Origin of the sequence: Butyrivibrio sp. DSM 10294, assembly GCF_028539135.1 — a bacterium.
In the GTDB taxonomy this organism is placed as follows: domain Bacteria; phylum Bacillota; class Clostridia; order Lachnospirales; family Lachnospiraceae; genus Butyrivibrio.
Genome location: NZ_JANSWL010000049.1, coordinates 1 through 23,881, shown reverse-complemented (window position 1 = coordinate 23,881; position 23,881 = coordinate 1). Strand labels below are relative to the sequence as shown.

Annotated in this window: 21 protein-coding genes and 1 tRNA gene; 19 read left to right on the top strand and 3 right to left on the bottom strand. The window is 43.1% G+C overall.

The window, feature by feature from the left end; all coding sequences use genetic code 11:
* The first annotated feature begins 90 nt into the window (after nt 1-90).
* The 7 genes from NXH67_RS04125 to NXH67_RS04095 all read left to right on the top strand — a co-directional run bounded on the left by NXH67_RS04125 (nt 91) and on the right by NXH67_RS04095 (nt 5,504).
* Nucleotides 91-954, top strand: a complete 864-nt coding sequence (locus NXH67_RS04125; protein WP_272796509.1) for a helix-turn-helix domain-containing protein — start codon at nt 91-93, stop codon at nt 952-954.
* A gap of 423 nt (nt 955-1,377) precedes the next feature.
* Nucleotides 1,378-1,608 carry a hypothetical protein gene (locus NXH67_RS04120; protein WP_026510915.1) on the top strand — a complete coding sequence of 77 codons (231 nt, stop codon included), beginning with the start codon at nt 1,378-1,380 and terminating at the stop codon, nt 1,606-1,608.
* A complete protein-coding gene (locus NXH67_RS04115) occupies nt 1,589-1,981 on the top strand; it encodes a putative toxin-antitoxin system toxin component, PIN family (RefSeq protein ID WP_026510916.1) in 393 nt (130 codons plus the stop codon). The genes NXH67_RS04120 and NXH67_RS04115 overlap by 20 nt, the downstream gene beginning before the upstream one ends.
* 150 nt (nt 1,982-2,131) lie before the next feature.
* Complete coding sequence (locus tag NXH67_RS04110) at nt 2,132-2,653, top strand: RNA polymerase sigma factor (protein ID WP_026510917.1); 522 nt, start codon at nt 2,132-2,134, stop codon at nt 2,651-2,653.
* The gene (locus NXH67_RS04105) at nt 2,650-3,405 is read left to right on the top strand and encodes a hypothetical protein (protein WP_272796506.1); all 756 of its coding nucleotides are present in this window, start codon (nt 2,650-2,652) and stop codon (nt 3,403-3,405) included. Before NXH67_RS04110 ends, NXH67_RS04105 begins: the two co-directional genes overlap by 4 nt.
* A 1-nt stretch (nt 3,406) precedes the next feature.
* Nucleotides 3,407-4,288, top strand: coding sequence for an ABC transporter ATP-binding protein (locus tag NXH67_RS04100; RefSeq protein WP_026510919.1), 882 nt, complete (start codon nt 3,407-3,409; stop codon nt 4,286-4,288).
* Complete coding sequence (locus NXH67_RS04095; RefSeq protein ID WP_272796505.1) at nt 4,281-5,504, top strand: ABC transporter permease; 1,224 nt, start codon at nt 4,281-4,283, stop codon at nt 5,502-5,504. The genes NXH67_RS04100 and NXH67_RS04095 overlap by 8 nt, the downstream gene beginning before the upstream one ends.
* A gap of 62 nt (nt 5,505-5,566) precedes the next feature.
* On the opposite strand, the gene NXH67_RS04090 is transcribed toward NXH67_RS04095, so the two are convergent.
* Nucleotides 5,567-6,439 carry a helix-turn-helix domain-containing protein gene (locus NXH67_RS04090; protein WP_272796504.1) on the bottom strand — a complete coding sequence of 291 codons (873 nt, stop codon included), beginning with the start codon at nt 6,437-6,439 and terminating at the stop codon, nt 5,567-5,569.
* Nucleotides 6,440-7,259: 820 nt separating this feature from the next.
* Here NXH67_RS04090 and NXH67_RS04085 point away from each other — a divergent pair.
* The 4 genes from NXH67_RS04085 to NXH67_RS04070 all read left to right on the top strand — a co-directional run bounded on the left by NXH67_RS04085 (nt 7,260) and on the right by NXH67_RS04070 (nt 12,032).
* On the top strand, nt 7,260-8,579 hold the full coding sequence (locus NXH67_RS04085; protein ID WP_272796503.1) for a serine/arginine repetitive matrix protein 2: 1,320 nt from the start codon (nt 7,260-7,262) through the stop codon (nt 8,577-8,579).
* A 13-nt stretch (nt 8,580-8,592) separates the two neighbouring features.
* On the top strand, nt 8,593-9,207 hold the full coding sequence (locus NXH67_RS04080; protein WP_044957593.1) for a CHC2 zinc finger domain-containing protein: 615 nt from the start codon (nt 8,593-8,595) through the stop codon (nt 9,205-9,207).
* Nucleotides 9,208-9,349: 142 nt separating this feature from the next.
* Nucleotides 9,350-10,630, top strand: coding sequence for a virulence-associated E family protein (locus tag NXH67_RS04075; RefSeq protein ID WP_272796566.1), 1,281 nt, complete (start codon nt 9,350-9,352; stop codon nt 10,628-10,630).
* Nucleotides 10,631-10,766: 136 nt separating this feature from the next.
* Nucleotides 10,767-12,032, top strand: coding sequence for a tyrosine-type recombinase/integrase (locus tag NXH67_RS04070; protein WP_272796502.1), 1,266 nt, complete (start codon nt 10,767-10,769; stop codon nt 12,030-12,032).
* An 81-nt stretch (nt 12,033-12,113) separates the two neighbouring features.
* Here the strand turns inward: NXH67_RS04070 and NXH67_RS04065 are convergent.
* Nucleotides 12,114-12,186 (bottom strand) — tRNA-Gly (locus NXH67_RS04065).
* A 126-nt stretch (nt 12,187-12,312) separates the two neighbouring features.
* Between NXH67_RS04065 and NXH67_RS04060 the strand changes: the two genes are divergently transcribed.
* From NXH67_RS04060 to NXH67_RS04045, 4 genes are all read left to right on the top strand, one after another.
* Complete coding sequence (locus tag NXH67_RS04060) at nt 12,313-13,602, top strand: class I SAM-dependent rRNA methyltransferase (protein WP_272796500.1); 1,290 nt, start codon at nt 12,313-12,315, stop codon at nt 13,600-13,602.
* An 80-nt stretch (nt 13,603-13,682) separates the two neighbouring features.
* A complete protein-coding gene (locus NXH67_RS04055) occupies nt 13,683-14,783 on the top strand; it encodes a GGDEF domain-containing protein (RefSeq protein ID WP_022778776.1) in 1,101 nt (366 codons plus the stop codon).
* Nucleotides 14,784-14,906: 123 nt separating this feature from the next.
* Nucleotides 14,907-15,398, top strand: coding sequence for a GAF domain-containing protein (locus tag NXH67_RS04050; protein WP_272796498.1), 492 nt, complete (start codon nt 14,907-14,909; stop codon nt 15,396-15,398).
* 30 nt (nt 15,399-15,428) lie between these two features.
* Nucleotides 15,429-16,490 (top strand): threonine aldolase family protein, encoded by a 1,062-nt coding sequence (locus tag NXH67_RS04045; RefSeq protein WP_272796497.1) that lies wholly within the window; start codon nt 15,429-15,431, stop codon nt 16,488-16,490.
* 62 nt (nt 16,491-16,552) lie between these two features.
* Here the strand turns inward: NXH67_RS04045 and NXH67_RS04040 are convergent, their stop codons facing one another.
* Entirely contained in the window at nt 16,553-18,091 is a 1,539-nt protein-coding gene (locus tag NXH67_RS04040; RefSeq protein ID WP_272796496.1) for a glycoside hydrolase family 28 protein, read from the bottom strand.
* 204 nt (nt 18,092-18,295) lie between these two features.
* Between NXH67_RS04040 and NXH67_RS04035 the strand changes: the two genes are divergently transcribed.
* The 4 genes from NXH67_RS04035 to NXH67_RS04020 all read left to right on the top strand — a co-directional run bounded on the left by NXH67_RS04035 (nt 18,296) and on the right by NXH67_RS04020 (nt 23,684).
* Nucleotides 18,296-20,431 carry an InlB B-repeat-containing protein gene (locus tag NXH67_RS04035; protein ID WP_272796495.1) on the top strand — a complete coding sequence of 712 codons (2,136 nt, stop codon included), beginning with the start codon at nt 18,296-18,298 and terminating at the stop codon, nt 20,429-20,431.
* Between the two features lie 73 nt (nt 20,432-20,504).
* Nucleotides 20,505-21,194, top strand: a complete 690-nt coding sequence (locus tag NXH67_RS04030; RefSeq protein WP_022778781.1) for an MIP/aquaporin family protein — start codon at nt 20,505-20,507, stop codon at nt 21,192-21,194.
* Nucleotides 21,195-21,331: 137 nt separating this feature from the next.
* Nucleotides 21,332-22,681 (top strand): S1C family serine protease, encoded by a 1,350-nt coding sequence (locus tag NXH67_RS04025; RefSeq protein ID WP_196804977.1) that lies wholly within the window; start codon nt 21,332-21,334, stop codon nt 22,679-22,681.
* 58 nt (nt 22,682-22,739) lie between these two features.
* A complete protein-coding gene (locus tag NXH67_RS04020) occupies nt 22,740-23,684 on the top strand; it encodes a 3'-5' exoribonuclease YhaM family protein (RefSeq protein WP_272796494.1) in 945 nt (314 codons plus the stop codon).
* The last annotated feature ends 197 nt before the right edge of the window (nt 23,685-23,881 follow it).

Genomic DNA, 23,881 nt, shown 5'->3' with positions numbered 1-23,881 from the left:
AGAGCATGGCTCTGTTTAGTTGAAATAAACATTTTGTCGATTTATTTTCTGCGTTTTAATGCTTTATAATAAAAAACAAGGAGGATGACCATGAAATACGATATTGCACAAACCGAAATAGGCAAGCGAATAGCTGAAAGCCGAAGAGACAAAAAGCTTACACAAGAAGAATTAGCTAATAGGATAGGAATAACTGCACAAGCACTCAGTCAGTATGAGCGTGGGCTTAGATATCCTGATATTGCTATTCTAAAAGCATTATGCGTCACACTTGGTGTAAGTTCTGATTATCTCATGGGATTGAAGGATTCCAAAGTCAATGAAATAGATGATGTGGAAATTGAACAGGAAATATGGTCAAATCTTCGAAATTCCTTGGATACTCTGTCGATAGTGTTTGGAGAAGATTTTATTTCGAGTTGGAGCAATGATATTCATGGAAAACAGATTCCTGATCTTAGACTACGTCTTGCAAAAGAAGGGATCTTAATGCCTATCGTAAGAATACGTGATTGGGATCAGTTAAAACCCAGAGAGTTCATTATTCTTGCATATGATAATGTTCTTTACCATGAAGAAATAATTGAAGGTCATCCGGTAACAGTTGATTACACAGTGCAAAAGCTTGAAGAAGTTGTAAGGCAGCGTTATGCCGATATTCTTAGCCCAGACATCATAAAGGATATGGTGGAAAACCTTCGAATCAATCATAGTGCAATAATTAATGGAATTGTTCCTGAAAAGATTTCATATGGACAACTTCTTGTAGTATGCAGAGAACTTCTTGGTAGAGGAGATGGTATGGTTTATCTTCCGAGAATCATAGAGATGATTGGAGAAATACAACGAAAAAATCTCACTTCATCTGATGATGAGATTGTCGAAATCGTTGCGAAGCAGCTGGAATCACCCAATAATAAATGGGTGTGGCTTCATGAGCAGGAAAAGAAATAGTGTTTAAGTCATAATATAATGAATCGGGCTTTTCGAAGCCCGATTTTGTGTTTTACAGACATTTCATAGACAGCCCAACCCTAAGAAAGGCTGCCACACTAATTAGTGCGACAGCCCCATTGACTCCCTTTAGGCATAAGAAAAACTCCGGAGAAAATCCGGAGTTTTGAGCAAAAAAATAAGCGATAGACGGGGCTCGAAGTAATAGCCCGTTTTGAAAACCGCATAGAAAGGAGGTTTTCGGCACTCTCCTCTTCAAAAAAGACCACTTCAAGACCACTTCTCATATTGAGAATTCTAAAAAAGACCACTTCCAAGACCACAGATTTTCACTTCTATGAAGTGGCTTGTAAAAGGCTGGAGTGATATTTTATAATACAGTTAGAAGTAACAACCGATATACGTATTGAGGAGGTGAGCGATATGACAGCTACAGCTGAAACACTCCGCAAACTGGATTCACTTAATGAACAAGACTTTAACATGATCGTAAGTCTGATTGATAGACTGAGCGTATCACAGGATACTAATAATGATCTTGAGACATTCAGACAGATTAGAAAGAGGACATCTCAAAATCCAATGACAGAGGACGAAGTCGAGGCAGAGGTTGCTGAAGCCAGGAAGGAGCTTTATGCAACAAATCGTAATTGATACTAATATACTTGTTAATGCCTTGAAATCTCAAAATGATGATGCCAAATCGGTTCTGCTTTTGGAAGATGTTTTCAGAGGAAAGTATGAAATTGGTTTGTCATCTGAGATAGTAAGGGAATACCGGGATGTTTTGCACAGACCGCATTTGAATATCAATCCTGAAGATGCAGATGCTGTAATAGCTCTTGTTGAGAAGCATGGCTATTATATTGAACCAAGGCCATCAACAAATGATTACGTGGAAATGCGCGATGAAAAGGATAGGGTATTCTTTGATGTGGCAAAATGCCTTAATGCTAAGCTTATCACTCGTAATTATAAAGATTATCCAGTACATGAACTTGTAACTCTGATTGATGAATTGTACTAATATATTGGACAAGAGAATATGCAAACCGTAGAATTACAGCCCATTATGCCGGACTGAATCCTACGGTTTTTTATTTATTAAAAAGGGTACTATCTTTTTTAGGGTCAACATCGTTATACATATTATAAGGATCTGATTGGAGGAGATGAAATGGATTCAGATTTGATTTTGATCCATAGAATTAGAGCTGGGGATGAAGCGGCTATTGAAGCGTTTGTAAGAAAGTATTACGCAAAAGTTCTCTCTTATTGTGAGTATCGGCTTCAGGATGTTCAGCAAGCAGAGGATTTGACACAGGAAACTTTTTATAGGTTTTTCAGGGCTTTCGAGACATATAACCATAGAGGAAAGCTTGTAAATTATCTTTATTCAATAGCAGGCAATCTTTGTAGAGACTATTGGAAGGTTGAACAAAAAATACAAAAGGTAGAACTGACAGAAACAATTAAGAATATGCCAGTTGAGTGTGATGTTACTGAAAAAATGGATATTGAAACAGCAGTGATGGAACTGCCAAAGGAAATAAGGGAAGTCATCTGGATGCATTTTTTCCTTGGAATGAAACTTGAAGAAATATCTGAGGCTGAAGGTATAAGCCTTCCATTAGTAAAATACCGCTTGAAACGAGGACGAACTTTGCTTAAAGGTATCCTTGGTAAGGAGGATCTATGAATTTAGATAAGATGTTATGTTCATATGATAATAATACAGTAATCCCCAGGGAAGAGGCTGTTTTATCTACTATAAAAACAGCAAAAGATGCATATTGGGATGAAGAATCCTCAAGATGTATATCATGGATGGAATTTATGTACCAACAGTTGTTCTATATTAGAAAAACATGGTGGTTAATACAATTTGGTGTGCTATTTGCTATATGGATTCTTCTTAAGGTTTCAGGAAGTGGTCCTTATTCAGAAAGATGCATGGGAATTCTTGCGCCTATATTTATAATTCTGGTGCTGCCGGAGCTTTGGAAAAATGTCAGTAACAGATCAATTGAAATAGAAGGAGCGTCTTATTATTCATTTCAAAAGATAATGGCAGCCCGGATGATAGTGTTCGGGTTAGTAGATCTTATGATGTTAACTATATTTGTAATTGTAAGCGTATCTTCTACCGAAGTGCCAATGACGGATCTTATAGTTCAGTTTCTATTGCCTATGCTGATTACATCTTGTATTTGCTTCAGGGCATTTTCTGGAAGGCTTTTGAGAGGAATTGTGCCGTCAATTACAGTAAGTCTTTTATGGATGGCAATATGGCTATTTATTGTTTTGAGAGAAGATGTTTTTACTCGTGTATCTGGTTTTGCCTGGGGATTATTGTTGGTAATATCGGTTTCTTACCTATGTTACTGCATATACAGAATTATGAAAGATTATGGGAGAATTCTGGCTTACAACTTTATGGGGGAAATGTGATATGGAACTTGTAATATCAAGTGTAGAAAAGGATTATAGCGGATTTAAAGCGGTAGACAATGTCAACCTTGAAATGAATAATGGAGTGTATGGTCTTCTGGGGGTAAATGGAGCAGGAAAGACTACACTTATGAGGATGATCTGCACACTTATACACCCAACAAAAGGTAAAATCTTCTGTGATGGAAAAGATATTTTTGAAATGGATGGAGAATACAGAAAGCTGCTGGGGTATCTTCCACAAGAATTTGGGTTTTATCCTGACTTTTCAGTATTTGACTATTTGAGGTATATTGCCTCAATCAAGGGGCTGTCATCTGCACTTGCAAGAAAGCGTATAAATGATGTTTTGCAGCAGGTTGGAATGGAAAAAAGCAAAAACAAAAAAATGAAAAAGCTTTCTGGTGGAATGAAGAGAAGAGTCGGCATTGCTCAAGCTATGCTAAATGATCCTAAGATTTTAGTGTTGGACGAACCTACAGCAGGACTTGATCCAAATGAGAGGATACGATTTAGAAACTTAATAAGTGAACTGTCACAGGACAGACTGGTTCTTCTTTCAACGCATATAGTTTCAGATATCGAAAGCGTGGCAAGCCAGATTTTTTTCATGAGAGATGGCAGAATTGAATTATCGGGAACGGCAGATGAATTGCTTGAGGCTACCCCGGCAAAGGCATGGGAATGTACGCTGTCAACAAATGAAGCTGATATAATACAAAATCGTTTTTGTGTTTCCAATCGCAGAGTAATACGTGGCGGAGTAGAATTACGCATAGTTTCGGAAGAAAGACCTTGCCCAGAGGCTTGTGAAGAAATAATGACTTTGGAAGATCTGTTCCTATATGAATTTGGAGAGAAAGCAGGTGACATAGATGGTTAGATTTGAGATTAAGAAAATCTTTTCAAGAGCCGGAGGTAAGCTTGCTCTTCTGCTTCTTTTTATAATATTGGTAATAGTTAGTGTTTTTGCTGTTAGATATGTGGATTACACAGATGAAAATGGAAATAATACTTATGGGTTTCAAGCCGTAAGATTGCTAAGAGAACGAAAAAGTGAATGGAGCGGATATCTTACAGAAGATGTATTTGCTGCAGTCATAAAAGAAAATGCAGCCATTGAAGCTACTCCCGAAGCAAAGTCTAAGGATTTCCACGAAAATAATAAAGCGTATGCAAAGAAACAAGGTTTTTCTGATATACGTGATATTATTAACAGCTCCCTCAGTTCTTTTAGGGAATACAATTACTATTTGATTGACGGTGCAAACGTAGATGATTCTAAATATGTTTATCAGAGAAGAATTTCGACTCTTCAGGAGTGGCTTAATTCGGATGAAGCTAAAGACAGGTATTCTGCCAGTCAAAAAGAATTTTTTCTGGAAAAATATCAAGAGTTGGATACTCCTTTATACTACGAAGATGCTGATGGATGGAAAGCTTTGCTGGAATATTCGCAGACAATTATAATGTTGACCATGTTAATCTTAAGCTTTCTTGTGTGTGGCATTTTTTCGGGAGAATATCAACTAAATGCTGATGCAGTATTCTTTTCCACTGCTGAGGGCAGAAGAAAAGGAATCAGAGCCAAAATACTGGCAGGACTTGTAATGATAACCATAGTATATTGGGGAATGGTAATTATATACTCGTTAGTAGTATTAGGCATTTTAGGTACAAGTGGTTGGAATTGTCCTATACAAACTAGCCTATATGGCTGGAAGAGCCTTTATAACATTACCTTTTTTGAGGACTATTTATTTACAATCATAGGTGGATATATTGGTAATCTGGCTATTCTGTTTGCAGAAATGTTGTTGTCAGTAATCACCAGATCTGCTGTTATTTCAATCACGTTTCCATTTGTAATATTGTTTCTGCCATCATTTGTCGGGGGTATTGATCGTCTTTCAGAATTTCTAGGGCTTTTTCCGGATCAATTATTGCAGATAGGAGTGGCAGTCAGATTATTTAATACATATGAAATTGGAAGTAAGGTTTTTGGCGCATTGCCAATCTTGTTTATCTCATATCCTATAATTGTATGTCTTATGATACCTATTATTTATCAGATATATCGTAAATCAGAAATAAGATAAGTTATACACAAAAACGTCATCATATCTAATTTAGAGAGATATGATGGCGTTCATTTTTAGAGTTATTTCTTCTTCCCTCTTCCTTTTGAAGGCTGCCTGATAAGAGGATTACGAGAAGCTTTTGTAACTAAATTCATTAAGGTTCTTGTTTCTTCTGGAGATAGCTTGGCAAAATTGATATCCAGTTTCTTTCCCCACTGAATAACTGTAGCCTTATCTACAATGGACATTTCATCATCTTCGCTTTCTATGGTTGGGGTAGGTGTTGAATCACCTTTCTTCAGATTTTCTGCAAGTTCTTTTATTGATTCAATGTATTTATCTGCAATACTCTCTTCATCTCCCGTATCCCAATCATCTTTGTGAGCTTCTCTTATATCCTTTGCGATAGTTTTAAGGCTTCGTTCCATCAGATCGCCAAAGTATGCGGAGTCATCGATCACTGCTTTTTCAAATGTCCTCATATAAATATCATCTGCTGGAACATTTGCTTTTTCCATGATGAGGCGTCTAAGTCCTGTCACATAGCTGTTCACTTGATGGATCATGGTACCTGCATGGTTATCCACATATATTTCCATATCACATAGCAGGTTTTCAAACTCAGGATGCTTGATCATTTCACATAAAAGTCTGTTGTTAAGCTTCTGGCTCTTAAGGATCTTTATGGTCTCATCATCAAGATGGAGTTCGTCAATAGGAGTTCCGTTCTCTGTCAGATTATCCGTAAGACCAAGCAGATAACCAAGAGATACATTATAGTATTTCGCCAAAGCTTTCAGTGTCCCTACCTGAAAGTCTTTTGTATCATCATTTTCGTAGTTGCTTATGGTGGAGCTGGAAACACCTGACTCCATTTCTACCTGCTGCAGCTTGTATCCAAGTTTTGCACGCAGGTCTCTTAACTTCTCCTGTGTAGTAAGATTGCACCTCATATCTTAGATCTCCCAATCATTTAAAAATCAATTATAAGTATAACGACTTTCTGAAATAAAGTAAGCATCCAATTAGCATAGAGACTTAAATAGTTCTTTCCAAGAAAGTGGAAAAAGTATCGTTGCGATAAAATTTCCAACCTTTTGGATATACGGGATGGAAAGGCTCATTTTGCGACAATCAGTATAGAAAAAGTGAATGAGCGTTCCAAATGAATACTATTTCGGGGAAGCCAAGCGATGATACCAAAAGGTGGAGCGGGCCAAGGGTAGAAAACGACAAAGCTCAAAAAAGTCTAAATGGCTAACATGGATCTAGAGAGGACTTGTCAGGAACTCAGGCGGTGAGGCGACACCTTAAGCAAAGGCTTAAGTGAGAAAGAAACAAAAAGAAGCAAGCTCGGACTATCTTTTGATAATGAGCAAATGAATGGTCACCAGTTTATCTATATCAAGCTGGTGACTTTTGATTTGCCCATTATGGACTTTGTTCCATGCGCAGGAACAAAGTCATTTGCTTTTCCAAACTTTGATGAGGGCAAACAGCAAAGCTTGGAAAGGCATGCAGCTGCCAAAAGCAGATGCCAGCGAAAATGAGTGCACGCATTTTCGCAGAAAGGGGGTCAAGGGGGCATCGTCCCTTTGTCAGGTCGAGGGTGAAACCCCGCCCAGTAGATGTGGTCGTGTGCGACACATCGTACTGGGTATTTTTAGTCGCTTATGGCACTTAAATGCCTTTGAAGGCGATGCACCCCGGCTGAAACTTCTTTATCAAAAGAAGCAAAACAAAAAATGATTTTCACAAATGGAGGTTTTTAAAATGATGAGATGTTCAAGACACAACGGACGCTCTGGCAAATGTGGAAGTTATAATCCCAAGCATAATGACAGAGAGTTTGATCTTGATAAAAATGAAGAACTAAACAAAGAAATGACAGATGAGAATGTTTACTGGAACTGCATTGACCAGGAAATAGTCCGTCATGGGGAAAGGGATGATGACAGCATCTCCTTTACTGAGGTGGAGAAGATTTTCTATGAGGATGCCTACAAGGATTATCTTGACGGTCAGAATCAGCGGAACATTGAAGCAAGGCATAAGGAAAGATGCAGGACTATGGATCAGCTTCGTGAAAGCAAAAAGACCTGTCCTGAAGAAAGCCTGTATCAGATCGGAAACATCAATGGAACTGTTGATTCGGATGTGCTGCTGGAGTGTGCAACAGAGTTTTTTGAAACAATCCATGAAAGGTATGGTGATCATTACCATACCTTAAACTGGGCGCTTCATCTTGATGAGGCGACTCCCCACATTCATGAAAGACATGTCTTCGATGTAATCAATCAGTATGGTGAAAGGCAGCCCAAGCAGGAACAGGCACTTAGGGAGCTCGGATTTGAACTGCCGGATCCAAACAAAAAAGAAGGGAAATATAACAATCGAAAGATGAGCTTCGATGCAGAATGCAGAAAAATCTTCATTGAAATCTGCAAAGAGCACGGTCTACAGATTGAGATGGAACCCATATATGGCGGAAGAAAATATCTTGAGAAGCAGGAGTATATCAATAGTCAGATCAACGAAAAGAACCAGGTGCTTCGGACGGAAAACACTCAGTTACTTTTTAATAACAGTGCTCTTATAGAACAGAAGCAGGAACTTACCTGCGATATCGAAAAGCTGGATGATGAAAAGCTTAAGAAAGAGATAAAACTTGCTTCTGTAGATGAGTTTATAAGTGATGTGACCGAAATTATATACGACAAAGCCTGTGTGACAGTCATTGATGAAGTTGCCGAAATCATGCGGAAAGAAGAATCAAAAGAGATAGGCAAGCTCAAAAGTGAGATCACAGAATCTGATAACCTGATAACCAAGACTCTTGGTAAGTTTGCGGTGGATCAGCTTACAAAACTTCAGCAGAGGCTTCATGGTGTTAAGAGAAATGTTGTGGACACACTAAAGAAGACCTTTTCATCTACAGCCAAGAGAGAACGGCTCATTGAAAAGATTAAAGAGGAAGCTAAGCCCAGCCTTTTGGAAGCTCTTCATCTTAAAAATGATGCTATACAGAGGGATAAAAAGGAAAAGACTCTGGAAATTCCTGCAAGAAACAAAAGGCACGAGCAGTGCCTGTGAGGGAGGTATCAGGATGAGTGTATTCAATGAGATAAAGGAAAAAGTAACTGCTTTGGATGTAATTACCCACTATGGAATAAAGGTAGGCAGCAAAGGAATGTGCTGCTGTCCTTTCCATAATGACAAAAATCCCAGCATGAAAGTCGATACCAGATATCACTGTTTCGGATGCGGGGCTGATGGTGATGCTATTGATTTTGTATCCAACTATTACGGACTGTCCGCTATAGAGTCAGCAAAGAAGCTGAATGAAGATTTCTTCTTAGGAATACAGTTTGGATATGATAGCAAATCTTTAGCAAAAACACCAGAGCAGATCCGTCAGGAAAAGAAACTGGAATTCAGTCGAGAGGTAGTCAAAGCTTTCGATATTCTGAGACGGGATGCAATCAATACCCTGTCAAAGTATCACAGGCTTTTATGGGATTGGAAAAAGGAATATGAACCAAAAGATATGGGGGATGCCGACTGGCATCCCTTTTTCGTGGAGGCATTAAACAAACTTGATCTTATAAATGAGCTTCTTGATGACCTTTGCTTTGGAGAAAGAAGCAAGCAGATCGAGGTGTTGGAGATTTATGGAGAGGAGATAAAGAGTATTGGGGAACGAATTAAAAACTTTGAATAATGATGAACTGTCAAAGATGGCGCAGGTCCTTATAGAATCAGGATTCATGAACGAACTTGCCAAGCAGTACGCAGCAAACAAAGAAAATGAGTCCACTGAAGCCACGGATGAAGTCACAAGACAGCGTGAGCTTGTAAGAGGAATGCTTGAAACAGATATGAAGGGAAATCTTAAGCAGTCCAATATCAATTGTAAGATAGCACTTAGAGAGGATCCTGTTCTAAAGGATGCCATCAGATACAATGAGCTAAATGAAAGAATAGATATCATAAAGCCCATGCCATGGAGAAAAACTTCCGAGCCACTGACTGATGTGGATGAGGCTAATCTTATCACCTACCTTGAGACCTATTACGGGCTTAAGGTTGACAGGATGATAGAAAGGGCAATAAAGACTGTGTCATTTGATAATCCCTACCACCCTGTCAAAGAATACTGGGAGTCACTGGTCTGGGATGGCAAAGAAAGGGTCAGATATGCACTGCACCATTTCCTTGGAGCGTCATTAACAGAGCTAAACTATCAGGCATTGAAGCTGTTCATGCTTGGAATAATATCAAGAGTCTATGATCCAGGTCACAAGTTTGACTATATGCTCTGCCTTGTTGGCGGTCAGGGTGCCGGAAAGTCAACTTTCCTAAGATTCCTGGCAGTCAGGGACAGATATTTTACCGATGATGTAAAAAAGCTGGATGGTGAGGATGTCTTTGAAAAGCTTCAGGGACATTTGATCGTAGAAATGGCTGAGATGATAGCTGCCATAAGAGCTGCTAATGAAGAGGAAATAAAGGCTTTCATTACAAGACAGGTTGATGTTTACAGAATCCGCTATGATAAGTTTTCTTCCGAACATCCGAGAAAGTGTGTGTTTGCAGGAACTTCAAATAAAAAGCAGTTCCTACCACCTGACAAATCAGGCAACAGACGATTTATCCCTGTTGAGTGCAATGCTTATCTGGCGGAGGTTCACATCCTCAAAGATGAGGAGTCGTCAAGAAAGTATATCGAGCAGATGTGGGCTGAAATGATGGTTGTCTACAGAAGCGGTGATTTCTCTTTGACGCTTTCAGAAGAAATGGAGAATGAGCTGGAGGAGCTTCAGAAAGACTTTGTACCTGAGGATCCCATGGAAACATCAATAAGAGACTTTCTTGATGCTACCAAAGAGAACTATGTCTGTGGAAACATGCTTTATTACGAAGCACTTGGTCACAGCAAGCTCTTTGACAGACCAAAGATGGGTGAATCGAAGATAATCGCTGAAATCATGAACAACATGCCCGGATGGGAATATGTCTCATCTCACAACTTCTTTGAGTATGGCAAACAGAGGGCATGGAGAAGGGAAGGTACTCCGCCAGTGGTCGAGGATCCGGACGGATTTGTCCCTGTTCCTGAACAGATGGAAATACCTTTTACCTGATCTTTATCTATAAACGGATAAACGGTAAACGGAAGAAATAAAAAAATAATCACAGAAAGGATATAAGAATAAAGTTTTAGAGTCGGTTTACGAGGTGCGTTTACACTTCGCTGCCGGCTCTTTTTATGAGGAGAATATGGGGAAAGACAACAGAAACAGATCGCTATTTGCTTTACAGTCAGATTACGGCGGTGCTACACTTTTCCTAGAGGAGAGTGCCGAGATTGCAAATATGAAGATGCAGTATTTGGCACGGAAACGTGTTTTAAGAGTAAAGGAGGCTTTTCTACCTTATACAAGGGAAGGAAGTAAGATCGTCGTCTATGACAAGACCAACAAAAGTTACAAGATAAGGATTCCCAAGGCGCTCAGGAACGATGACAGAAGTAAGATTACTGCCAAGAGTGAGCAGGAAGTCTATGAGAGGATGTATATATATCTGTTTGGAGATGACAGATATACAGTAAGGTCACTGTTCGAAGAGGTAATGAACAACAAGGAACATGATGCTGACACATCTTCTCTTACAGTATCGAGATACCGCCAGATCTGGAACAAGTATTATGAAGATGCTCCGCTTGCAGATATGTCGATATCAGAGATCAAGGCATCAGACCTTAAGCAGTTCTTCAAGGATCTAACCGCTGGTCGCGTCATGAGCAGAAAGAACTTCGTCAATATCAAGAGTATCTTCAATGTAGTCTTCGATATAGCTGTTGATAATGACATTGTTACAAGCAATCTGAGCAGAAATATCAGCTGCAAGGACTTAAAATTCAAGGCTGTGGACAATGAAAACATCAGATATACGGATGAAGACAGAGACAAGATACTAGCCTATCTTGATGGACTTGCAGAAAAGACGGGTTATGAATACGGTATTGAGCTTATGTTCTGCCTCTGTGTGAGAATCGGTGAGCTTAGAGCTCTCAGATGGTCGGATGTAGATTTCAGGAAACATACGATTTCCATCTCAAGAGAGATAGTTCTCCGAAAGGGTGATGATGGAAAGAATCATTTCATTGAAGTTAATCACACCAAAGGCGGAGAACATGGAGCAAGAGTACTTCCTTTATCTGAAAGGGCTGAAAAAGCACTGAAAGCGTTAAGAGAACAGCAGGTTGTATCAGATCACATCTGTTGCAACGCAGCAGGAAGTCCACTTGACGGAAACAAATTTAATAAGCACCTGAAAAAGGTAACGGAAGCAGTAGGTATTCCCTATCTTTCAAGTCACAAGATCAGGTTCTGGAGCGTTACAGCCCTTGCAAGGGCAACCGGTGGAGATATTCAGACGGTGATGTATGCAGCAGGACATGTTGATAAGAACACTACTCTGCACTATATCAGAGCGGTTCAGAGTGACACACAGGCTGAGAGAATCAGGGAATGCTTCGCTTGAAAGACCAAAAAGACCACTTAAAGACCACTTATTTTTTGCCTAAAACAACTGAAACCCCAGAAAACATCTGGGGTTTCAAAGAGCGATAGACGGGGCTCGAACCCGCGGTCTCCACCTTGGCAAGGTGGCGCTTTACCAACTAAGCTACTATCGCATTTAATCGACACATTTATTAGCGGCGACAACGAATTGATTTTAGAATAAATTTGGTGTATTGTCAACATATAATTTAAAAAAATTTTAATTTATTTCCAGATTTATTTTTTGAAAGGTGATATATATGAGTAAAATCAGCTGCAGCAACGCACAGGTAATCCTGAAAAAGCGCGAGGGTCGTGAGTTTAAGGCCGGCGGAGCATGGATATATGACAATGAGATCGACAGGATCGAGGGAAGCTTTGAGAATGGTGATATTATCGAGCTTCACGATTTTGACGGATATTTCCTCGGATATGGTTTCATTAATATGAACTCCAAGATCAGAGTTCGCATCATGTCCAGGAGGAAAGAGCATCCTGTGAACGAGGAGCTCATCGAGAAGAGAATAAGCGATGCCTGGAATCACAGAAAAGAAGTCATGAAGAGCTACATGCTGGAGTACCTGTCTAAGGACCAGGGAGCTTCAGACCATGAGCCCGGAGCAGATGAGTTTACAAGACTTTCCACAAGACTTATCTTCGGCGAGGCTGATTTCCTCCCCGGAATCACGATAGACAAGTTCTCGGATGTTCTCGTTATCGAGTCCCTTGCCCTTGGCACGGACCGAATGAAGGAGCTTATCATCGATACCTGCAAAAAAGTTCTTGCCAAAGACGGCGTGAAGATTCGCGGCGTCTATGAGAGAAGCGATGCCAAGGTTCGTGAGCTTGAGGGCCTTGAGAGATGCAAGGGCTTTATCGGCGAGCCCTTTGACACTAAGGTTATGATCGAGGAGAACGGTGTTAAGTACTACGTAGATGTTGAGAACGGCCAGAAGACCGGCTTTTTCCTTGACCAGAAGTTCAACAGACAGTCCATTAGAGGCCTTTGCAAGGGTAAAAAAGTTCTGGACTGCTTTACACACACCGGCTCCTTTGCTCTTAACGCAGCGGCAGCAGGGGCTTCTTCAGTAATAGGTGTTGATGCATCAGATCTTGGCTGCAAGCAGGCTGAGGAGAATGCGGCCCTTAACGGCCTTGAGAATATTGCCACCTTCAAGTGCGCGGATGTATTTGAGCTTCTTCCCGATCTTGAGAAAAAAGGTGAGAAGTTCGATGTTGTAATTCTTGATCCGCCTGCTTTTACCAAGTCAAGAGCTTCTATCAAGAAGGCTGTTACCGGCTACAAGGAGATCAACCTCCGCGGTATGAAGCTGGTTAAGGACGGGGGCTATCTTGCAACCTGTTCCTGCTCACACTTCATGGATGAGGAGCTGTTCCTTAAGACCATCGCCGATGCCGCAAGGGATGCCCACAAGAGACTGTGCCAGGTGGAATTTCGCCAGCAGGCAGCAGATCACCCGATCCTGTGGGGCGGCGCTGCTTCCTACTATCTGAAATTCGTGATCTTCAGAGTCAGCGACGAAGTATAATGAAGCCACAACATATTTTATACAATTTGTTTATTGTTTGTTTATTTGCGGATTAAAAAGAACGATATTACAATAATTGTATGAATGACGACAATGAACTGTTGTCCCGAAGGGACAGGACATACAGGGAGAATGAGAGCGGCGACTACTTCAATCGAAGCCAGTATCTGGCAGTGGCCGTTTCTTTTTGTGTGATCCACATTCTCTTCGAGTTCATGTATTATTATCTGGGTTGTATACCAATGGCCATCATCAATGCGCCGGTTATTTTTCTCTACGTGGGCTGTACCGCATTGGTTCTTAAGAGCAAGACTCAGATCACTATGTGGGTGATGCTGTTTGAGGTGTATTTCCATGTCATATTTGCAACCATATTCATGGGACTTCACTGTGGATATCAGCTGTGGCTCTTCGGAACCTTTGCCTGTATCTTCCTTCCTTTGTTCCAGGAGGGACTTTCTAAGAGTATGAAGTTCCAGATTGCCTTTTTTGCCTTTGTGATACTGGCAACTTTCCAGGTCTTGACCTTTATGGGAACCAATGGATGGTTTCCGACAAAATATTCACCCCCTTATAACATATCCAGGATTATTTATCACGTGAATGCAACCACCAGTTTTTGCAGCATTTCGATATACACCTTTGTTTACAATTACAGCATGAGTAAGAAAAACAGAGAGATCAAGCGGGCTGCGGATCACGACTATCTGACGGGAATCTTCAACAGGCACAGGATTCAGATCATTCTTGAAGCGGAAGCCAAAAGGGAGCATATGCTGGGCAAAGAAGATCTGTCCGTCGCCATACTTGATATAGATCATTTCAAACAGGTTAACGATACCTACGGACATGCTGCAGGTGATGCAATCCTCAAAGGAATTGCAGAGGTGTTTGCCGGGCATAGTTCCTACGGACTCTTGTACGGCAGGTGGGGCGGAGAGGAGTTTCTTCTTATCGCACCGGAGGATTGTGCCTATGATGATTTTGCCGGGATGCTGGAGGGTATAAGGAGAGAGATTGAGGAAAAAGAGTTCTCTTTTGCCGGACAGTTGATCCATGTTACGGTTTCTATAGGCGCCGCTGCATATAAAGACGGCATGAGTGTGGAGAAGCTTGTCAGCACAGCTGATGACAGGCTCTATACAGCCAAGGAATCCGGCAGAAACCGTGTGATTACGTGACTTTTGGTCATTTATATATTGTTGACGACAGTTTCCTGTAAGTATAGAATGGTTTTGCACAATAAAAGTGCTCACAACGTCATATGCTTACAGGATTCTTTTTATGCGGGGCATATGGACGAAATGCAGAAAGGACAGGTTATGACAGATTACAGATTACTGACACAGCAGCTTAAGTCACTGGCGGAGGATGAGCCTAATTTCATCCCGGTTTTATCCAACGCTTCGGCACTTATTTACGATAACCTTGAAGACCTTAACTGGGCGGGCTTCTATCTGATGGACAAGGGAGCTCTGCTTCTGGGACCCTTCCAGGGTAAGGTGGCCTGCATCAGGATTCCCCTGGGAAAAGGAGTGTGCGGCACAGCGGCAGGAGAGGACAGAACTCTTCTGGTTCCAAACGTTCATGAGTTTCCGGGACATATCGCCTGTGACGGGGCCTCCAACTCTGAGATAGTGGTGCCTATTCACAGGAAGGATGGCAAGGTCATCGGAGTATTGGATATCGACAGCCCGAAGCTTGAGAGATTTAGCGAAGAAGACAGAGAAGGCCTTGAGGATCTGGTGAAGGCCATTGAAGAAGTGACACAGTTTGACGGGATCAGTTTTGACTGATTTATGATTAATCAAAGAGGTGCATAGAAAATGATTTCATTTTCCAGTGATTATACAAAGGGCGCACATCCGAATATCCTACAGCGCCTTGCAGAGACTAATTTTGAACAGAATACGGGCTACGGCACCGACAGGCACTGCGAAGCCGCAGCTGAGAAGATCAGGAAGGCCTGCGGACTTGATGATGCGCAGATTTTCTTTCTTGTGGGTGGAACCCAGACCAATCAGACCATAATCGATATGGTGCTTGGGCCCTACGAGGGCGTTGTTGCTGCAACGACAGGACATATCGCAGCTCACGAGGCAGGGGCCATTGAGTTCTCAGGCCACAAGGTATTGACGATAGACTGTCACGGAGAGGAGACCGATACCGCCAAGTACGGAGACAACATCGGCAAGATCTCAGCGACTGCACTGACGGAGCTGCTGGAGAGATTCTATGGCGACGACAACCATGAGCACATGGTATTTCCCGGAGCGGTGTATATCTCCCATCCCACGGAGTACGGAACTCTGTATACCAAAAGAGAACTTAATGATATTTCTGCTGTCTGCAGGCAGTATCAGATTCCGCTCTTCCTGGACGGAGCAAGACTTGGCTACGGACTTATGAGCCGCAGAACCGATGTGACGATTCAGGATATAGCGGGGGCTGTTGACGTATTCTACATCGGAGGAACCAAGGTGGGAGCCATGTTCGGTGAGGCTGTAGTCTTCACTCATAAGGATGCGGTCAAGCACCCCATACCGATAATCAAGCAGCACGGAGCGCTCCTTGCCAAGGGGTGGCTCCTGGGAGTTCAGTTCGACACACTATTTACGGATGACTTGTACTTTGAGATCAGCAGAAATGCCATAGATATGGCAGAGCTTGTAAAAGAGGGGCTGGTTAAAAAAGGCTATAAGATGTTCCTGGATTCTCCTACTAATCAGCAGTTCGTTATCATGGATAATGAGAAGCTAAAAGAGCTGGATGGAAAAGTTGGGTACGGATTCTGGGAGAAGTATGATGATACCCATACTGTAATAAGATTTGCCACAGATTGGGCGACGACGAAGGAAGATGTGGAGAAGTTGATGGAGTTGCTGTAAGTTGATGAGATGACAAGGGGATGACAAGGGGACGGTTGCGAGTCAACCGTCCCCTTGTCATCTCAAACCGTCCTCAATCCCTCAAAGCTCACATTCTCACAGTACTCCATATGAATACTGTCTACTCCCTGTACAGGATTCTCCATTGTAATATCCTTAAATCTCACATTCTTAAGTTCAAATCCCGGCACATCAAAGCCGCTCAGATATATAGAAGGGCAGCTGTACCAGGTATTATTCCCATTGTTGTTATCAAGATATCTTCCAAGCAAATGCAATCTCTCATAATGGAAGTCGCTGAATACAGGTGGCACCGGTGCGCCTTCACCGTCGTCGTTGTAGCCGACGGAGTGGATCTGGACGTGGGAGGCGGTAATGTCTCTTACGATCATGCCGCGAACGTAGCCGCCGCGCTTCTTGGTGGCTTTGATCTCGATGCCGGACCAGGTGGGACCCATATCGCAGTCCCAGAGCCTTATATCTTCAACACCGCCGGACATCTCGCTGCCGATGCAGAGGCCGTGGCCGAAATGGCAGATGCTGTCGAAGACACGGATGTGCTCCGTGGGCCTTTTTATCACGTTTCCTTCAGGATTTTTGCCGGACTTAATGGCAACAGAGTCATCCTCTGTATAAAAATCGCAGGCATATAATGTGGAATTGGTGGAGGAATCCGGATCCCATCCGTCTCCGTTCCACACTCCCTGGGACTTGATCGTGCAATGATCCGTAACAATCTCGTCCGAATAAATAAAATGCAGGTTCCAGGCAGGGGCAAAGCCCAGAGTAAGGCCGTGGATCCAGACATTCTGGCAGTTACTCATGTTGATGAGACGACCCCTCGCTCTGCTGGCGATGGTCTCGGGCTTTTCATACTCTTTTATCCTGTCACCAAGAGACTTGATGAAGTCCTTGAGCCTTATTGCTTCAAGAGACGCGATGGACTTGGCAAGAGGTGCGCCGCCACCAAGAATTGACCCTTTTCCGCGAATGATTACATTGCTGCAGTTATAGCCGCCGTTACGGTCCAGGGTTCCCAGATTCAAGAGACTTCTGTAGCACTCCATCTCATAGCCTTCGAAGCGGCTGTGAATCTTGGGCAGGTAGTCATCGGGAATTACGCTTCCCTGTAAAAGAGCGTCTTTTTCCAGATACAGCTCAGAGTCAGAGTGCATATCAAGAGCTCCTGTCAGGAAATCGCCCTTTGGAATATACACATAGGAGTCCGAGGTGCAGTCGTTAAGAGCCGCCTGAATGGCAGCAGTGTTCATGGTCATGCCGTCGCCTACAGCGTTGTAGGGAGGCTTCGTTATATCAATTCTCTTTTTGGTCTTGCCCGTGCAGAAGTAGATCCTGCCAAGAGACATGGGAGGCATGCCGTTTCTGGCATCCTCGAGAGTGGACAGAAGAACCTCCACTTCATAGTCTGTCTCGGGGGTGAGTCCCTCAAGGGAAAAATGTGTTTTTTCAACAATAGCTTTGTTCTCGCCGTTTAGATATACGAGATATCTGCAGCCGGGAGTTGCTTCCAGTGGCATGTCCCAGAAGATTTCAGCTTCGGTGTCTGTGGTTCGATAGTCAAGTAAAAAAGAAAATTCCATAAGAGCCCTTTCCGGATCAAGTCCAAATCTAATAGATAAATCATAACCTCGGGCGATTAGGATTTCAAATGATAAGTTTATAAAAAGATGGCACAGATGGCGATAAATGCCCATAATTACAGCAATATTTGAGTTGACGATAGACTGAGCCGTGTATATAATTTTTAATGCTTTAATATGAAAACCAGAAGGGAGTAATTAGGTATGAAACGACGCGTTTTGGGGGCAATTCTTGGCTTGACCCTGTCTGCTGTTCTGGCAGTTACATCAAGCGTACCTTCATTTGCCGCAGAGGACTTCTCAGCAGAGCTTGAGGAAGCGGTAATCGAAGAGGTTCAGGAAGAGATCACCGAAGATGAAGAGGCTACAGAAGAGGTAGCAGAAGAGGCTTCTGAGGAAGCATCCGAGGAGACAGCAGAGGATGAGTACTTCGTAGAGCCCGAAGAGGAGACAGTTTCCTTCGATGTTGAAGAGGCTGTAGAAGAAGTAACAGAAGATACAGAGGAAGCTGATCTTACAGAAGAGGAACTTCCCGTATCCGATGAAGAGATCACAGAGCCTATAGCAGATCCTGCTAAGGAGCCTGTACAGGAGCCTGAGGAAGGCTGGAAGAACGCAGAGTACACTGTTGTTTTCCACGCTAACACAGGCAAGAAAGATATCAAAGAGAAAAAGACATTCAAAGTTGAAGATAAGGACCAGGTATTATCTACTGCTTTCACTAAGCAGGGATACAGACTGACATCCTGGAGCTCCAAGAAGCCTGAGTTCAAGGTTGCAGTTGATGCTACTGTTGATGCACTGGTTAAGAACTACGCTGATGCTAACTCTCTTACAACCGTTGATCTGTATGCAGACTGGGAGCAGAACGAGTACAGCATCGTATTTTTCGATAATGACGGCAACAAGCTCGAGGCTCAGCCTCTTGGCAATTACAGCCTTGTTAAGTATGAGGAGAAGGTTAACTTCATCTCAGCTGCAACCCAGATGAATGTTAATCTTCCTGACGGAGTTACCATCAAGGGCTTCTCCAAGACCAAGGAAGGTGACCGCAAGATTGATTTTGCACTTAACAAGGACTACAGCAAGCTCGTAGATGTTCACGAGGGAACACTTGAAGTTTATCCCGTTCTTGGTGAGGGCGAGTACACAATCAACATGATGCTTGATTCTAATGTAACTCTTTCCAAGAAGATCACATCTTACAAGTCAGGCAAGAAAGTAACACTTCCTACAGCTAAGAAGACAGGCTACAAGTTCCTTGGATGGGTTGCTCTTGATTCAGAAGGCAATCCTCTTAGCGAAGAAGCTCTCAAGGAGCTCGAGGACGTATATGCTACCAAGACAGTTAAGGATGCTGACGGAAATCAGTGGACTGTAGTTACAGCAATCAAGAAAACTGCTAAGCAGACCGTTTACATTGGCTCTTACTTCGAGGCATTAAGATTCAAGATCAGCATCGATCCCAACGGAAAAGGTGTTGAGCGCAGCGGCGAAGAAGAGAATATCGCACTTAAGAAAAAGACCTATTGGGCAACATTTGACTACGATGGTGAGCCCAAAGATATGGCGTTCACACCTGAGGTATCCAGAAAGGGATATACACTTGTTGGTTTCTCTCTTAAGAAAAAGATCAAGTCAGAAGCAGATCTTATCGACGGAGACGATTTTACCGGATTCACAACTAAGGCCGGTGTTACGATCTATTGCATCTGGCAGGCTAATCCTTATAACGTATATTACATGAACAGCGCAGCTGCCTGCGATCCTGCAGCAGCTAAAAAGATCACCGACGAAACAGAGTTTTCAGAGGTTCTTATTGATGGAACACGTGCCTCTCACGAGAACTACAAAGAAGAGACCAAGTATTTTGGAAGCGTATCCAAGCTCACACCCGCAACCTATCCAGGCTGCAAATTCCTTGGCTGGATGCTCGCAGATGGATGCGCAGCCAAGGTTGCAACAGATAGGAACGGATTCGTTACCAAGGTTCTTGCAGATAACGAGGAAGATCTGTTTGTATATGCTGTATTCGCTGAGAACTCATACAAGCTCAAATTCAACACCAACGGCGGAACAATCCTTGTTGACGGAGCAGAGAAGAAGGGCGTAGTTGACCTTATGAACAACACAACAGTTCTTCCTGTTAAGAATGCCAAGGAAATCAATGATGCCATTGCTACTTTCACAGGATCTGTTAAGAGAGAGGGCTACAAGTGCGTTGGAGTTGCTCTTGATGCCAAGGGCAAGAAGCCTGTAACAGAAGAGACAGTAGGAGCTCTTTCCAAGAAGGCTAACAGCAAAGTAACATTATATGCTATCTGGGAAAAAGATAACTAATCCACCTGCTAACAGTGCTATAATATTCAGAGAATAATTGTGCGAAGAAGCACATAAATAGGAGGAAAAAGGTATGAGGAAATATGTTGCGGAATGTATTGGAACTTGTGTACTTGTTGTGCTCGGCTGTGGTACAGCGATGCTTGTTGGCTGTGATGCCATGAGCGGCTGCGGCTACCTTCTGACAGCCCTTGCCTTTGGTCTTACCATTGTGGGTATGGCTTACTGCATCGGCAACGTTTCAGGCTGCCACATCAATCCTGCCGTTTCTCTGGGAGTATTTTTAAACGGTGGAATGAACATGGCTCAGTTTATTGCTTATGTAATTGCTCAGTGTCTTGGCGGTATCGTAGGATCAGGTATCCTTGCAGCAATCTTCACTCTCGGACAGATTGATGATGCTACAGGCGGATTTGGTGCCAACGGTCTTGACGGTGTAAGCGGAAGCTTCGTTGCCGGCCTTATCGTAGAGATCGTTCTTACCTATATCTTTGTTCTTACAATCCTTGGTGTTACATCACCCAAGGCTAAGCACGGCTCCTTTGGCGGACTTATCATTGGTCTTACACTGACCCTGGTACACATCTTCGGAATCGGCCTTACAGGCACCTCCGTTAACCCCGCAAGAAGCCTTGGCCCTGCAATCTTTGCAGCAATCACAGGCAATACAGCACCCATCATTTCTGTTTGGGTATTCATCGTTGGCCCTCTTGTAGGTGCAGCACTTGCAGCATTTACACACAAGGCTTTCGAGAAGGAATAATCCACGGATTATCTTATAATCAGCATCACAAAGTACCGGGCAAATCGCTGCCCGGTATTTTTTTTGCTGTTCATAGGAAGTGGTCCGCCGTGTTATAATGTTAAGGATTATGAATAATTTCAGAAGAAGGTACTTCTATGGCACTTAACAATGATGATAACAAACAGTCGCCTTTGGCTAATACTGATTTTATCAGCGAGAAGATCAAGCAAAGGCCTATAAATAAAAAGAAGCTCTTTAGGAGAACCGTTATTACTTTTGCACTGGCGGTGCTGTTTGGCATCGTAGCCTGCTTCACTTTCCTGGTGCTGCAGCCCCTTTTCAGTGACAGGCTGTTCCCGGAGAAGGAGCCTGAGGCCATCTCTTTTCCCGCAGAATCTGCCAGTGATGAGCTGACACCGGAGGAGATGTTCGCAGATGACAGCGAGATTGCGGCGGTGGAGGCCATGAGCCTTGAGGAGAGTCAGAAGGGCCAGATCGATGCAGCCATTGCATCCTACAACTTTGATTCCTCCGATTACGGCAAAATGATGAACTCATTAAAAAGCATTGCTTCTGAAGCCGGGCGCAGCATGGTGAAGGTAACAGGATTGTCCAATGATGCCAACTGGTTCAGTGAGTCTATACAGAGCAGCACTGCTACTTCCGGAGCTATTGTTGCGGACAACGGAGTCAGCCTTTTTATCCTGGTTCCCTACAGCGCGGTGGAGGAAGCGGACAGCATCAGGGTTACCTTCTGTGACAACACTACTGCAACAGCCAACATAAGGCTGGCGGACTCTGTCAGCAAGTTCTGCATCCTGAATGTCAGAATAGCAGCCCTTTCGGAGGAGACCAAGGACCACATTCTGGTGGCCACACTTGGAAGCTCCAACTCCAACAGTATCACGGGACGCCCTGTCATTGCGGTGGGAAGCCCCATCGGAGTTCAGGACTCTATTGCCTATGGCATTATCACATCCGAGAAGACCAGCCTTGATCTTCCGGATACGGATTACAAGCTTCTTACCACGGATATTGCGGGAAGCTCCAACGGAAGCGGAGCGCTGATCAACCTGTCGGGCCAGATTGTGGGTATGATCGATATGGCTTATACTCCGGAGGATCTTAAGGGCAACATTTGCGCTGTTGGTATTACTGAGTTAAAGAGCCTTATCGAAGATCTCTCCAATCTTAAGGACAGAGCATATCTGGGAGTTCACGGAACAACGATTCCTACGGATATCATACAGGCCGGGAACATCCCTGCGGGTGCATATATCACGCTGACAGAGATGAACTCACCGGCAATGAAGGCGGGAATACAGAGCGGTGATATCATTACGGCTTTCAATTCACAGGAGATCACCAGCTACGAGATGTTGATAGCAAGGCTTGCAGAGTGCAAACCTGATGATATAATTACTATTACTGTTATGAGGCAGGCGCCCACTGATTACATCAGTCTGGACATAGAGGTCACGCTTGAGAAATCAACTCACGGCTAAGGCCAATAGCGGACCACAGGAAACAAATAATTCAAGATTTAGAAATGAGGAAATTTTAATGAAGTTCATCAAGGATTTGAAACCCGGCGACAGAGTGGCTGATATCTATATGTGCAAGCACAAGCTCTGTGCAACCACCAAGAACGGAAAGGAGTATTATTCTGTAACCCTTCAGGACAAGACCGGAACGGTGGATGCCAAGATCTGGGAACCCGGCGGCGCGGGGATAGATGAATTCGACGACACGGATTATATCGATGTATTCGGAGAGGTTACCAGTTTTAACGGAGCTCTCCAGATCAATGTGAAAAGAGCAAGGAAGTGCCACGAGGGTGAATATGACCCGGCGCTGTACCTTCCTGTTTCGTCCAAGGATAATGACGAGATGTACAAGCAGCTTCTTGCTATCATCTCAACTATAGAAAACCCTTATTTGAAGCAGCTCCTGGAGGAGTTCTTCGTAAAGGATACTGATTTTGTCACACTTTTCAGAAAGAGCAGCGCAGCCAAGACGGTGCATCATGCCTTTATCGGTGGCCTTCTTGAGCATACCTTAAGCGTTACCAAGCTCTGTGACTACTATTGTACAGCTTATCCCGTGCTCAAAAGGGATCTCCTTCTTACTGCAGCTATGTGTCACGACATCGGTAAGGTGAGAGAGATCAGTCTTTTTCCTGTTAATGATTACACCGATGAAGGTCAGTTCCTTGGCCATATCGTTATGGGCTGCGAGATGATCGGCGTCAAGGCCGCTAACATCCCCGGTTTTCCTATTTTGCTCAAGCAGGAACTGCAGCACTGCATCCTGGCCCACCACGGAGAGTTTGAGTATGGTTCACCCAAGAAGCCCTCTATCATTGAGGCCGTTGCCTTGAACATGGCTGACAATACCGATGCCAAGATGGAGACCTTCACTGAGCTCCTCTCTAATGTTACTGAGCCCGGTTGGCAGGGATACAACAAGTTCTTCGAGACCAATATATACGAGACCAAAATGGACTAAAGTGTTATTCGTCCGATTTGAAGTGTCATTTGTCAGAAAAGCAACAAAAATATATTTTATGATGTATCAGCGAGAAAACTCCTTCCGACATAGTCGGTGGGGGATGAATCGCTGGCCCTCAGCGTTTCGCTTTGCTGTATCGTCCTGTTTTTTCATATTTTCTTTTGTGGTCATCCGTGCGCTGGCTTTCTATATAT